The sequence below is a fragment of the Rodentibacter genomosp. 1 genome (assembly GCF_001999285.1).
Taxonomy (GTDB): Bacteria; Pseudomonadota; Gammaproteobacteria; order Enterobacterales; family Pasteurellaceae; genus Rodentibacter.
On sequence record NZ_MLHN01000004.1, the window covers coordinates 73,571 to 87,323 of the forward strand.

General features: G+C 38.2%; 14 protein-coding genes and 1 pseudogene. 3 read left to right on the plus strand and 12 right to left on the minus strand.

Annotated features, from left to right (window positions below; genetic code table 11):
* The 8 genes from atpG to rsmG form a co-directional block, all read right to left on the minus strand.
* A complete protein-coding gene (gene atpG, locus BKK54_RS02820; protein WP_077541316.1) occupies positions 1 to 870 on the minus strand; it encodes a F0F1 ATP synthase subunit gamma in 870 nt (289 codons plus the stop codon).
* Between the two features lie 17 nt (positions 871 to 887).
* The gene (atpA, locus tag BKK54_RS02825) at positions 888 to 2,429 is read right to left on the minus strand and encodes a F0F1 ATP synthase subunit alpha (protein WP_077541318.1); all 1,542 of its coding nucleotides are present in this window, start codon (positions 2,427 to 2,429) and stop codon (positions 888 to 890) included.
* Between the two features lie 15 nt (positions 2,430 to 2,444).
* On the minus strand, positions 2,445 to 2,990 hold the full coding sequence (atpH, locus tag BKK54_RS02830; RefSeq protein ID WP_077541320.1) for a F0F1 ATP synthase subunit delta: 546 nt from the start codon (positions 2,988 to 2,990) through the stop codon (positions 2,445 to 2,447).
* Between the two features lie 13 nt (positions 2,991 to 3,003).
* A complete protein-coding gene (gene atpF, locus BKK54_RS02835) occupies positions 3,004 to 3,474 on the minus strand; it encodes a F0F1 ATP synthase subunit B (protein ID WP_077495785.1) in 471 nt (156 codons plus the stop codon).
* Between the two features lie 48 nt (positions 3,475 to 3,522).
* Positions 3,523 to 3,777: a F0F1 ATP synthase subunit C gene (gene atpE, locus BKK54_RS02840; RefSeq protein ID WP_005539567.1), complete on the minus strand. Its 255-nt coding sequence runs from the start codon at positions 3,775 to 3,777 to the stop codon at positions 3,523 to 3,525.
* 56 nt (positions 3,778 to 3,833) lie between these two features.
* Positions 3,834 to 4,622 (minus strand): F0F1 ATP synthase subunit A, encoded by a 789-nt coding sequence (gene atpB, locus BKK54_RS02845; RefSeq protein ID WP_077541322.1) that lies wholly within the window; start codon positions 4,620 to 4,622, stop codon positions 3,834 to 3,836.
* Positions 4,623 to 4,651: 29 nt separating this feature from the next.
* Entirely contained in the window at positions 4,652 to 5,026 is a 375-nt protein-coding gene (locus tag BKK54_RS02850) for an ATP synthase subunit I (RefSeq protein ID WP_077541324.1), read from the minus strand.
* Positions 5,027 to 5,149: 123 nt separating this feature from the next.
* Positions 5,150 to 5,761, minus strand: a complete 612-nt coding sequence (gene rsmG, locus BKK54_RS02855) for a 16S rRNA (guanine(527)-N(7))-methyltransferase RsmG (RefSeq protein WP_077541325.1) — start codon at positions 5,759 to 5,761, stop codon at positions 5,150 to 5,152.
* Positions 5,762 to 5,988: 227 nt separating this feature from the next.
* Between rsmG and BKK54_RS02860 the strand changes: the two genes are divergently transcribed.
* The gene (locus BKK54_RS02860) at positions 5,989 to 8,085 is read left to right on the plus strand and encodes a TonB-dependent receptor domain-containing protein (protein WP_077541327.1); all 2,097 of its coding nucleotides are present in this window, start codon (positions 5,989 to 5,991) and stop codon (positions 8,083 to 8,085) included.
* Positions 8,086 to 8,233: 148 nt separating this feature from the next.
* On the opposite strand, the gene mnmG is transcribed toward BKK54_RS02860, so the two are convergent.
* The 3 genes from mnmG to BKK54_RS02875 form a co-directional block, all read right to left on the minus strand.
* Positions 8,234 to 10,126: a tRNA uridine-5-carboxymethylaminomethyl(34) synthesis enzyme MnmG gene (gene mnmG / locus BKK54_RS02865; RefSeq protein WP_077541329.1), complete on the minus strand. Its 1,893-nt coding sequence runs from the start codon at positions 10,124 to 10,126 to the stop codon at positions 8,234 to 8,236.
* A gap of 422 nt (positions 10,127 to 10,548) precedes the next feature.
* Positions 10,549 to 10,986 carry an FMN-binding protein MioC gene (mioC, locus tag BKK54_RS02870; RefSeq protein WP_077541331.1) on the minus strand — a complete coding sequence of 146 codons (438 nt, stop codon included), beginning with the start codon at positions 10,984 to 10,986 and terminating at the stop codon, positions 10,549 to 10,551.
* A 50-nt stretch (positions 10,987 to 11,036) separates the two neighbouring features.
* Positions 11,037 to 11,255 carry a cell division protein ZapB gene (locus tag BKK54_RS02875; RefSeq protein WP_077541333.1) on the minus strand — a complete coding sequence of 73 codons (219 nt, stop codon included), beginning with the start codon at positions 11,253 to 11,255 and terminating at the stop codon, positions 11,037 to 11,039.
* A gap of 158 nt (positions 11,256 to 11,413) precedes the next feature.
* Between BKK54_RS02875 and glpX the strand changes: the two genes are divergently transcribed.
* Both glpX and BKK54_RS02885 read left to right on the plus strand, forming a co-directional pair.
* Positions 11,414 to 12,427, plus strand: coding sequence for a class II fructose-bisphosphatase (gene glpX / locus BKK54_RS02880; protein WP_077541335.1), 1,014 nt, complete (start codon positions 11,414 to 11,416; stop codon positions 12,425 to 12,427).
* A 195-nt stretch (positions 12,428 to 12,622) separates the two neighbouring features.
* A pseudogene (locus BKK54_RS02885) lies at positions 12,623 to 13,240 on the plus strand (gamma-glutamyltransferase); the annotation flags it as partial.
* Positions 13,241 to 13,285: 45 nt separating this feature from the next.
* Here BKK54_RS02885 and BKK54_RS02890 read toward each other — a convergent pair.
* A complete protein-coding gene (locus BKK54_RS02890) occupies positions 13,286 to 13,711 on the minus strand; it encodes a universal stress protein (RefSeq protein WP_077541337.1) in 426 nt (141 codons plus the stop codon).
* Between the last annotated feature and the right edge of the window lie 42 nt (positions 13,712 to 13,753).

Below are 13,753 nucleotides of genomic sequence, written 5' to 3' on the forward strand. Positions count from 1 at the left end.
TTAAATCGCAGCCGCACCGGCGACGATTTCATTTAATTCATTTGTAATACTTGCTTGACGGGCTTTGTTATAAACTAATTGCAAGTCATTAATTAAATTTCCTGCGTTATCAGTTGCCGCTTTCATTGCTACCATACGGGCAGCTTGCTCGGAAGCAAGGTTATCCACCACAGATTGATATACTTGTGATTCCAAATAACGAGTAAGCAAACTATCTAATAAAACTTTTGGCTCCGGCTCGTAAAGGTAATCCCAAGTATTTTGTTTTTGTTCTAAATTATCGGTTTCTAACTCCGGCAATGGAACCAATTGCTGATAAACAGGTGATTGTGCCATCGTATTGATGAATTTATTGTAGGCGATATAAACAGCATCTACTTCACCATTTTTATAAACATCAAACATCCCGTTTGCTACACCAATTAAGTCTTCCATTGATGGATTGTCACCCAAACCAGAAAGTTGTCCACGCACAGATAATCCTAACGAACGGAAAAAGTTAATCCCTTTTGAACCAATTAAACCTAATTCTACGGAAACACCTTTATCCTTCCATTGCTTGATTTCTGTCATTACGGTTTTGAATAAATTAATATTCAACCCACCACACATTCCACGGTCTGTTGAGACAACTAAAATCCCAACCTTTTTCACTTCTCGTTGAACTAAAAATGGATGTTTATAACCGATATTGGCTTTAGATACGTGGCTGATAACATTTCGTATTGTTTCAGAATACGGGCGAGAAGCTGCCATACGATCTTGCGTTTTACGCATTTTCGAGGTAGCAACCATTTCCATTGCCTTAGTAATCTTCTGTGTACTTTGTACACTGGCAATTTTGGTTTTTATCTCTTTTGCACCTGCCATCTTCTTTCTCCGTTATATTACCAAGCACCGTTGGCTTTAAAACTATCCAAAATCGCTTTCAATGTGCCTTTTATCTCATCATTGTAATTACCGGTTTTGGTTAATTCTGCCATAAAGTCGCCATGGTTACGGTGAGCATAGTCTAAAAGAGCGGTCTCAAAACTTGCAATTTTTTGTAGTTCTACATCTTCCAAGTAACCAAACTCAACAGCAAAAAGCAACACAGATTGCTCCGCAACACTAAGTGGTGAATATTGCTTTTGTTTCAATAATTCTGTCACTTTTTCACCATGAGAAAGCTGTTTACGGGTTGCATCATCAAGGTCAGAGGCAAATTGTGCAAATGCAGCTAATTCACGATATTGTGCTAATGCGGTACGAATCCCACCGGCTAATTTTTTCACCACTTTAGTTTGTGCAGCACCCCCTACGCGAGATACCGAAATACCAGGGTTTACCGCAGGGCGAATACCAGAGTTAAATAAGTTAGATTCTAAGAAAATCTGACCATCGGTAATAGAAATAACGTTGGTTGGTACGAATGCAGACACGTCACCGGCTTGGGTTTCAATAATAGGAAGAGCAGTTAAAGAACCGGTTTTTCCTTTTACTTCACCATTGGTAAATTTTTCTACATATTCTTCATTAACACGTGCTGCACGCTCAAGTAAACGTGAATGTAAATAGAAAACATCTCCAGGGTAAGCTTCACGACCCGGCGGACGACGTAGTAATAATGAAATTTGACGATAGGCTACAGCTTGTTTTGACAAATCATCATAAACAATTAACGCGTCTTCACCACGATCACGGAAATATTCGCCCATCGCACAACCTGCATAAGGTGCAAGGTATTGTAATGCGGCAGATTCAGATGCTGATGCAGCAACCACAATAGTATTTGACAATGCACCATGTTCTTCTAGTTTACGCACAACGTTTGCGATAGTCGATGCTTTTTGACCAATTGCAACATAGATACATTTAATACCTGAATCACGTTGATTAATAATTGCATCAATAGCTAGAGCTGTTTTACCGGTTTGACGGTCTCCAATGATCAATTCACGCTGACCTCGACCAATCGGCACCATAGAGTCCACCGCCTTATAACCGGTTTGTACCGGTTGATCGACTGATTTACGTTCGATAACCCCCGGTGCAATCACTTCAACCGGTGAAAATCCATCGTTTTCGATCTCACCTTTACCATCAATCGGTTCACCAAGAGTATTAACAACACGACCTAATAAGCCACGACCTACCGGCACTTCTAAAATACGACCTGTACATTGAACTTCCATACCTTCAGCTAAATCAGCATAAGGTCCCATTACAACCGCACCAACCGAGTCACGCTCAAGGTTAAGTGCCATTGCGTAGCGATTCCCCGGTAATGCAATCATTTCCCCTTGCATTACATCGCTCAAACCGTGAATACGAATAATACCGTCACTTACGGAAACAATTGTCCCAGTATTGCGAGCTTCACTTACTACATCAAACTGAGCAATTCGTTTTTTAATCAATTCACTAATTTCTGTTGAATTTAGTTGCATCTTTTATTCCTCTTATCATTGCAACTCATTTGCGAGACGGTCGAGCTGTCCACGACTACTGCCATCAATCACAAAATCTTCCGTACGGATAATTACACCAGCAATAAGTGAATTATCCACGTTGCAATTTACTTTCACTTTGCGAGCTAATCTTTTTTCCATTGCCGCCACAATTTTTTCAATTTGAGTTGCATTCAATGGTTGTGCAGAAGTTACTTGTACCTCTGCTATGGCTTGATGTTCTTCCACATAATGGGTAAATTCGGAAAATACCGCAGGAATAGCACTCAAACGCTTATTTTCAGCCATTAACCGAATAAGATTTTGCCCATATTGATCTAGCTGTTCACCACAAATTGAAATCACCACATCTGCAACTTTTTGTGAAGAAAGTGAACTAACGAGAAATTCTTTCATTTGTTCATCTTCCACAAGAGCGGTCAAAAATTTCAACATTTCTGTCCATTTTTCTACCGCACTTCTATCATTCACGGATTGCTCTATGGCAAAATCAAATGCTGCTTTGGCATAAGGGCGAGCTATCGTAGTTAATTCTGACATAAGCTAAAGCCTCTTATAGTTCTGCAACTAATTTATCAATAATGTCATTGTTTGCCGCTTCATCAATTGTGCGACCCACAATTTTCTCGGCACCGGCAATTGCTAATGAAGCCACTTTAAGACGTAATTCCTCTTGAACACGTTTACGTTCAGCTTCCACTTCAGCATATCCTTGTTCAATAATTTTTGCTTTAAGTTCTTCTGCTTCAGTTTTCACTTCGTCAAGCACTTCATTACGTCGCTTGTTTGCAGCATCTAAAATTTCTTGAGCCTGAATTTTCGCTTTTGAAATTTCTTCTTCAGCAAGTAATTTAGTATCTGCTTGCTCTTTCTTCGCAGCTTCCGCAGACGCTAATGCATTGGCAATTTGGCTTTGACGTGTTTCAATTGCTTTAATAATTGGCGGCCATACAAATTTCATGCAGAACCACACGAATAGTGCAAATGAAATAAGTTGACCAATTAATGTTGCATTTAAATTCACAACGTCCTCCTTAAAATGCTTGTTTCACGTTGATAAGCAAATAAGGGATTATTGTAATAAACCGATAAATGGATTTGCAAAGATGAATAGTAAGGAAATACCAACCGCAATCATCGCAATCGCATCTAAAAGACCTGCTACGATAAACATTTTAGTTTGTAGGCTTGACGCAAGTTCAGGCTGACGCGCTGAAGATTCTAAGAATTTACCACCTAAGATAGCAAAACCAATTGCAGTACCTAATGCAGCAAATGCAAGAAGAATCGATGCTCCGATGATTGTAGCTGTAATTACAGTTTCCATAATGTTCTCCAATAGAAGTTAAGTTTTAGCCCTAGAGCCGGTTAATAAAAAAACGATTAATGATCTGCTTTATTGTAAGCAATGCTTAAATAAACGACCGTCAACATCATAAAAATAAACGCTTGTAAGGTAATAACCAAAATATGGAAAATTGCCCAAGCAAGGTGTAAAGGAATACCCAATGCAGCGATAGCCATATTAGCTGAATACATCACAGCAATAAGGATAAAGATCAATTCCCCTGCATACATATTACCAAATAGACGGAACGCAAGAGAAATAGGTTTAGCGAGTAAGGTGACTGTTTCCAAAATAAAGTTAACAGGAATAAATGCCCAATGATTAAATGGATGAAGGGTGTATTCTTTCACTAATCCCTTGAAACCTTTGGACTTAACGGTGTAGAAAAGAATTAAGAAGAAAACGCAGAGAGACATACCAAGCGTTGCACTAATATCAGCGGTTGGTACTGCGCGCAAATAATGGATACCAAATAGGCCGGCTAACTGTGGTAAGAAATCAACCGGAATTAAGTCAATCGCATTCATCACAAATACCCAGCAAAAAATAGTTAATGCTAGGGGAGCAATAACATCACGTGAACCATGGAAATTTTCCTTAACAATACCATTGATCCATTCCACCACAATTTCAACCATACATTGCATTTTTCCGGGTACTCCGGTTGTGGCTTTTTTTGCTACACGAGAAAAAATAAAAAGAAAAATGACTGCGGCTAAAATAGAAAAGAACAAAGTATCCACATGAACATGCCAAAACCCATCTCCTGTTTTTAGAAAAGATAGATGGTGACTAATATATTCCGATGTTGTTTGTCCAGACATAGCGAATCCTTTAGAACGATAGAAAAAAATCAAATTCGGCGAAATAAAAATGGAATCAAATTATTCAACATTAATGCCATAAAAAAACCACTAAAGAAAATCACAAAGTTTGTCACAAAAAACCACTTTAACGATGCAATGATCAATATGATAGTTAGCACAAACTTAATGGCTTCACCTCTATAAAGTGCGGTCAATTTTGCAGATAAATATTGTTTTCGATAAAACACGATATATACAAAAACGCTGAAAGGAAGCAATGCCGAAAGAAACCCTAATAAAAAATCAAGTGCATTTCTTGTTTGCCAAAAAGCAAAAAAACAAGCAAGTAGTAACATGATGGCTATTTCAATCTGAATAGCTTTTCGATACTGAATTTTCGCTTGTTGTACAATTCTCGACATTATTTTCAATAACCTTAAACCTTGGCAATTATACTCTTGAAAAAATCAGATTCAACTTAAAAACTACCAAAAAAACGTTAACTAAATCACAGTTTTGAAAAAAATTTACAAAAATGTAACGATTTACTGCAAAATGATTAAATGTCGTTCACCCACTAATTCCGGAACCTGTAATGGTATTATTTGTTGCACGGTATATTTATCATTCAATTCTTTAACTTCTTCGATGTGATAGATCCCTTTTAATGCATAAAAATATCCATTTTCTTTCGGAAGATGGTGACACCAATTTGTCATATCTTTAAGTGAAGCAAATGCCCGACTTAACACGCCATCAAATTTTTCATTGGGTTGATATTCTTCTACACGGCTTAATATTGGCGTCACATTTGTCAATTTTAGCTCACGCACAGCGTTTCGAATAAAATTAATACGTTTACCAAGGCTATCCAACAAAACAAATTGTTTATCCGGATTCGCAATTGCCAAGGGCAAACCGGGTAAACCAGGGCCTGTACCAACATCGATAAAAAATTCCCCCTGCAAATAAGAGCTGACTACAAGACTGTCTAAAATATGTTTTACCAACATTTCTTGTGGATCACGCACTGAGGTTAAATTATAAGCTTTGTTCCACTTGTTCAATAAATTGACGAAATCAATTAGTTGCTGTTTTTGTTGATCGTTTAGTTGAATATTTGCCTGCATAAGCAATCGATCTAGCTTTGTTTTCATTGATGATTACTTCTCTATGTAAGAATATGCCCCATTCTACTTGAAAGTGCGGTTGTTATTCTATGTCTTTTTTCGTTTTCTCTCCTTTACTATCCAATAGACTATTTCAAATATCTGCTTTCCTTTATTCCTGTACATTTTATTTAATTTATGAAGTTGACATTTAATACAATATTAACAATAATTATGATAATTATTATCATTAAATTAACTAAAAGGAACCTTAAATGAGAAACCTCAAATTACTTCCTCTCACTACTGCAATAATGGGTGCATTATACGTAGGCAATGCCTCAGCAGAAAATAATGATGTTGAAACACTTGATACGGTCGTTGTTACAACCAATCAAGGTTTGAAAGTGCAAAGCAATGTTGTTACGACTAAACTGAAAGATGAAAGCACTGAAACCGATTTGCGAGGATTACTCAAATACGAACCAGCCATTAGTTTAGGAGGGGGTAACGGTACCTCTCAATTCCTTTATATTCGTGGTATGGGACAAAATTCTATTGATGTCAAAATTGATAATGCCTACTCAGATAGCCAAATTCATTATCACCAAGGACGTCATATGCTTGATCCTGCCTTAGTGAAAATAGTCTCTGTACAAAAAGGTGCGGGAAGTGCTTCAGCAGGTATCGGGCAAACCAATGGTGCAATCGTTGCGAAAACTTTAGATGCACTAGATTTATTGAAAGAAAGCAATAAAAACATTGGAGCAAAAATAGGTGGAGGCATAAGTACTAACCATGCTCACAACTATAATGCTTCAGTATTTGGCAAGGGTGAAATTTTTGATGCGCTCATAGCTGGTAATCGTGTAAAAGAGAGTGATTATCGAGGCGGTAAAAATTATCAAAGCGGAGCAAATCCAAGTTCGAATCGTGTTCCTAATTCTGCACTTGATAAAATGAGTTATTTAGTAAAATTAGGTGCAACTATTGGTGATCAGCATTTCGTGTTAAGCCATTTAAATGAACAACACGAAGGTGAACGCACAGTGCGTGAAGAATTCCCTATTGATGAGTCAAATCCTCGTTTAAACGCAGCAAGACAAGCACCTACTAACCGTAAAATGTCTGTCACTAATACTAACTTAGAATGGACAGGTAAAAATTTAGGATTTGCACAAGAGGCAACAGCGAATGTTTATCGTTTAATTCATAGTCGTTGGTCTGCAGATGATAAAGGTAACGGCTATGCTGGCGGTAATCGAAATAGTGGTTCAACGAAAGCAAAAGTGGTGACTCATGGTGCAAATCTTAATTTTGATTCCTCACTTCATGAAAATATATTACTCAAATACGGTATCAATTATCGTCATCAAGAGGTGAAACCTCACGCTAAATTTAATCCTCAAGTTGTTAATCAGGAAAAAACAGACACAGGTATTTATATTGAAGCCATTACAACGCCTATTGACAAAATTATCTTAACAACAGGTTTACGCTACGATCATTTTAACTTTAAAGCGATGGATGGTAAGAAACGTCATGATGGTGCGTTCAATCCAAGTGTGGGAATAATTTATGAACCTATTGAACACTTAAGTTTAAGTGCAAGCCATAACTATGCCACCCGTAGCCCACGTATGCACGATGCGATTATGTCTCATGGTGGCGGCAGTATTGTTACAATTGGCGATAACACTAAAGCAGAGCAAGCCCGCAATACTGAGATTGGCTTTAATTATAATGACGGTACATTTAGTTTCGATGGGAGCTATTTCTGGCAACATATTAAAGATGCACTAGGTACAACTAACGGGCGTGATAATCATGGCAATGATGCGCAGGAGATAGTCAATGCAGGTAAAATTAAAAATCGTGGTTATGAGTTAAATGCGGGATACCATAATAATGGCTTTACCGCTCGTATCGGTGTTGCACACAGTAAACCTCGTTTCTATTCACAAACGAGATGGGGAACAAATCGTCAGGGACAACCTCAAGAAATCAGCCTATTAAGTGGTAATCCTGAATATGCTTCTGCAATTGGTAGAACTTGGACTGCTTCTTTAAGCTATCGCTTTGAACAACCAAATTTAGAAATTGGCGTACATCATCGCATTGTAGAAAAAGTCAAAGCATCCGATAACTACTTTATCACAGGCGGAACATTAAAAACCGGCTCAGATAAAGGCAAAGATGGCTATAATGTCACAGATATTACATTAAACTGGAAACCATTCAATAATGATCAAATGAATGTCAATTTTGCAATTGATAATATCGCTAACAAGCTTTATATCGCTCACGGTCAACGTGGGGATCTCCCTGCTCGTGGTCGTGAATATCGCTTAGATGTCAACTACACATTCTAGTTTCTATTGAGTGGATAATTCCACTTTTACAAACAAAAATGCCTTTACTTACTAAAAGTTAAAGGCATTTTTCTATCCCCAAATTAATTTTCACGAAAGGGCTATTTCGTCATAAAAATAAGCAAAAATTCAACCGCACTTTTTGATTTTACAGTTCCCCTCGCTTCAGCATTCCTTGTTTTTTCAAATTAACTAAGATAATTGAAATTGCCGCCGGGGTAATACCCGAAATCCGGCTTGCCTGCCCGATAGATACCGGACGATGTTGCTCCAATTTGGCACGGACTTCATTAGACAAACCCGATACTTTGGAATAATCAAATTGTGGTGGAATTGCCGTATTTTCATGACGTTTTTGTTTTTCGATTTCTTCTTCCTGATGTTCAATATAACCTTGATATTTTATGGCGATTTCCACTTGCTCCACCGCTTCTTTATCAGCCATTGCCGGTTGATAAGGGGTTAAGGTAGTTAAAATCTCGTAATTCATTTCAGGGCGGCGTAATAAATCTTCCCCATTGGCCTCACGCACAAGCGGACTGCTTAGCACTTTATTGGCTTCTTCTAAATATTCTGAGCGAGGATGTAACCAAATACTGCGCAAACGTTGACGTTCAAGCTCAATATTTTCCATTTTTTGATTAAAACGAGCCCAGCGAGCCTCATCAATTAAACCAAACTTATGGGCAATCGGTGTTAAACGAATATCTGCATTATCTTCACGCAGTAATAAGCGATATTCTGCACGAGAAGTAAATACCCGGTAAGGTTCTTTCGTTCCTAGCGTGCAGAGATCATCAACCAACACGCCAATATAGGCCTGATCACGACGTGGGAACCATGCCTCTTTCTCTTGTACATAAAGCCCTGCGTTGATCCCTGCAAGTAATCCTTGTGCGCCCGCCTCTTCATACCCGGTCGTTCCATTAATTTGACCGGCAAAAAACAATCCTGAGATTGCTTTAGTTTCTAAAGTAGGTTTTAGATCACGTGGATCAAAATAATCGTATTCAATGGCATAGCCCGGTTTGATAATTCTGGCATTTTCTAAGCCTTTCATGGAATTAACGATTTTCACTTGAACATCAAACGGAAGACTGGTTGATATGCCGTTTGGATAAACTTCATTACTGGTTAATCCTTCCGGTTCTAAATAGATTTGATGAGAATTACGATCCGCAAAGCGCATCACTTTATCTTCAATAGATGGGCAATAACGAGGTCCGATCCCCTCGATCACACCGGTGTACATTGGACTACGATCCAAATTATTACGAATGACTTCATGAGTTTGATCATTTGTATGGGTGATATAACAAGGAATTTGTTGTGGATGATCCGAAACAGATCCCATAAATGAAAACACCGGTAATACGGCGTCCCCATGCTGTTTGGTGAGTATATTAAAATTGATCGTACGGGCATCAATACGGGGTGGTGTGCCTGTTTTAAGACGATCGACACGTAAACCGAGATCACGCAAACGTTCTGCAAGAGTCATTGAAGCAGGATCACCTGCTCGTCCCCCTTCATAATTTTTCAAACCAATGTGGATCTTACCTGCTAAGAAAGTACCGGCAGTTAAAACGACTGATTTCGCGTGGAATTTTAATCCCATTTTAGTCATGACACCGCTAACGCGATCATTTTCGATCAAAATATCGGTCACTTCCTGCTGGAAAATGTCTAAATTAGATTGATTTTCTAATGCAATCCTGACAGCTTGTCGATATAACACACGATCTGCTTGCGCACGAGTTGCACGCACAGCAGGACCTTTACTACTGTTTAGCGTACGAAATTGGATCCCCGCTTTATCCGCGGCATGTGCCATTAATCCACCCATCGCATCAATTTCTTTCACTAAATGACCTTTTCCGATCCCACCAATAGCGGGATTACAAGACATTTGTCCTAAAGTATCGACGTTATGTGTTAATAAAAGGGTTTTTAATCCCATACGGGCAGGTGCTAATGCCGCTTCTGTTCCGGCATGACCACCGCCAATTACTATCACATCGTAAGTTTCAGTATAAAACATTGGTTTTCTCTATTTTATTCGGATCTTAAAATGCGTGCTATTCTACAAAAATTCGATTTTGCTTGAAAGCAAGAAATTTGATCCTAAATGATATGGATAAAAAGATCGAAAATGGTTCTTGTAGTAAATATAAGATCTCTATTTATAGATAAAGATCTTATTATTGTTACTATTAAGATCCTTTTAGATTGTGAATAAGATCTTTTTAGCTTTATAAATGAATAAGTTAGATCTCATTGAAATATGTTGATCAATGGTAAACATCATCAGTATTTATTGTGGATAATTTGCTTAGTTATCCACAGACAAGAAAAAATTAGATATTATTCAGTGATAAAATACAGCTTTTTGACAGGTTTTTCTCTAGTTATCCACAGATAATAAAACGATGATTTTAAGATCATCGTTATTTTCCTTAATACTTAGAGTGTTTGAATAAATTTAGGGAGCCATTCTTCGCTATAGTGTTCAGGATCATCAACATTTAGTACATCAATCTTCAAGGTTTCACAAAGTTTAACCGCACTTTTCTGCGTTAGAATTTTTTCAATATGATTTGTGGCATAACAAAAAGTATCATAATCTGAATTACCTAAACCAACGATGGCAAAACGCAAATATGAAAGATCGAGATCGGATTGCATTATTTGATCGAAAAGTGGGTGTAAATTATCAGGGATTTCACCTGCACCATGGGTAGAAGTGACGATCAACCACAGAGGCTCATTAATCACCTCATCATACTGTGCGCCGTGAAAAAGTGCGGTTGAAAATCCTTGTTTTCTTAAAAAATCTTCCAAATGTTCAGCGACATATTCTGCAGTACCAAGGGTGCTGCCCGAAAGAATACAAATTTTCATAGTTGATAGTACCCAAAGAAAAGGCTTAGAAAACTAAGCCTTTGATATGATTATACATTGTCAAATTTACCAAGTAATGAACGAATATGCTCTTGCCAGTTACGGTGCTCATTTTTTAATTGTTCATTTTCACTTTGTAATGCTTCTATAGTTTGCTGAGATTGACCGTTTTGTTCTTTTAATTCTTCTACTTCAAGTTGAAGTAATTGAATGGTTTCTACCGCTTGCTTAATCTTGTCTTCAAGCTGGTTTAAGATTTCTAATGACATAGTGATTTTCCTTTTAAAATAAAGTCCGAAACGGCTTTATTGTACCCACTTCACTTTTCTTTTTAAAGCTTTCAGTAAAAATTTATTATGCAAACGTTTGCATAGTGTTAGAATGACACGATTTTTTGCTTGGAATAAATTAAATGGAGATATAAAGAATGAATCGTGCGTTGGCTATTGAATTTTCTCGTGTGACGGAAGCGGCAGCACTGGCTGCATATACTTGGCTCGGACGTGGTGATAAAAATGCGGCTGATGAGGCCGCAGTGAAAGCAATGCGTTATATGCTGAACCTTATTCACATGGATGGTGAAATTGTTATTGGAGAAGGCGAAATTGATAAAGCCCCTATGCTTTATATCGGTGAAAAAGTCGGTTCCGGTAATGGGGAGCTTGTTTCTATTGCTGTTGATCCCATTGATGGTACACGTATGACGGCAATGGGACAATCCAATGCTATTTCTGTGTTGGCAGCTGGAGGAAAAAGAACTTTCTTAAAAGCACCGGATATGTATATGGAAAAAATTGTCGTAGGTCCGGAAGTCAAAGGAATGATTGATCTCAATTTACCTATTGAGCAAAATCTTCGTCGCACCGCTTCACGTTTAGGAAAATCCTTATCCGATCTAACAGTAATGGTGCTAGCTAAGCCTCGCCACGATGTTGTTATTCAACAAATGCATGATTTGGGCATTCGTGTTATGGCAATTCCGGATGGAGATGTTGCGGCTTCCGTTTTATGCTGTTTACCCGATGCTGAAGTGGATATGGTTTACGGCATTGGTGGGGCGCCTGAAGGTGTGGCCGCCGCTGCTGCAGTTCGAGCATTAGGCGGTGATATGCAAGCGCGTTTAATTCCTCGTCATGAAGTAAAAGGTGAGACCGAGGAAAATCAAAAAATTGCGGCTGAGGAAATTCAACGTTGCGAAGAGCTGGGCGTTAAAGTCAATGAAGTGCTGAAACTAGAAGATTTAGTTCGTGATGATAATCTTGTTTTTGCTGCTACCGGTATTACCCATGGTGAATTACTTAAAGGTATTTCCCGTCGAGGCAATCTTGCTACCACTGAAACCCTATTAATTAGAGGCAAATCACGTACTATTCGTAAAATTCAATCCACCCATTATTTGGATCGCAAAGATTTCGAAATTTATAATATTTTGAGAAGCTAGCGATAATAAAAGTGCGGTTAAAATTTAATGAGTTTTTTACATTATTCATAACTTTAAAAATAGGGACTGTCTGGATAACTAAAACAAATTTCCATTTAAGTCCCTATTGTTAGAACGCTGTTCACACTCCGTCAACTGTACTCAAATGAGCTTTGAGAATATCTCTAAACTTCTGTAAATGCTGTTTTGCTTGATGCTAAGGAAATTAAGCCCGGTAAGCCTCAACCCTATGAAAGTGATCAAACCACGCACTATTCGGTTATGGATAATGCCGGTAACGCTGTTGCCGTTACTTATACACTAAATCTGAATTTTGGTACCGGTATTGTTGCTGAAGGAACAGGTATTTTACTAAACAATGAAATGGATGATTTTTCTGCTAAACCCGGAGTGGCCAATGCATTCGACTTAATCGGCGGTGATGCAAATGCAATTGAAACGAAAAAACGTCCGCTTTCGTCAATGACACCGACTATCGTGCTAAAAGATAATAAACCTTGGCTAGTGACAGGTAGTCCGGGTGGGACTCGAATTATTACAACGGTTCTACAAAGTATTTCTAATACTATTGACCACAATATGAACCCTGCGGAAGCGATTGTTGCGCCAAGAATTCATCATCAATGGTTACCGGATGAATTACGCATTGAGGAAGGGATTAGTCCCGACACCTTCGCATTACTCACCGCTAAAGGGCATAAAATTAAGCTAAAAGCCCCAATGGGACGTGTGCAAATTATTCAAGCGCGCGACGGCGGCTTCTATGGTTATTCCGACCCTCGTAATCCTGATAGAAAAACATTAGGATTCTAATAAATATAAAAATCCCTGCTTGAGTATTTCAGGCAGGGATTTTTGTTATTTCAAAATCAATATCGGTTTGTTCCCATATTTTGCCACTCGTCGGGTATTATTACTTAAGCCTTTAGTGTGAGGCTTGCTACTGGCGAGCATGATGATTAAATCTACCGATTTTTCTTCCGCAATCCGATTAATTTCCTCATAAATTGTGCCGTGTGCGACGATGTGTTGCACTTTAGCATTTGCCGGAAAATGTTTGGCGGTAAAATAGTGTAACGCTTTATTCACTTCTGCAATCAGGGATTTATCAAAATTTTTTGGTAGGAAAGCGGAAATAAAGCTATCATCTACCGGCTCAACAATGGTAACGACACGAAATAGTGCATTGGGATTATGTTCAACCAAGCGTAATGCAGTCTCAACCACTTTTTCTGAACCTTTTGGATTGTTCAGATCAATGGCGAGCAGTAATTTGTTATACATAATTTATCCTTTTCATCAGTATGGCGGACATTCTTAATCTTA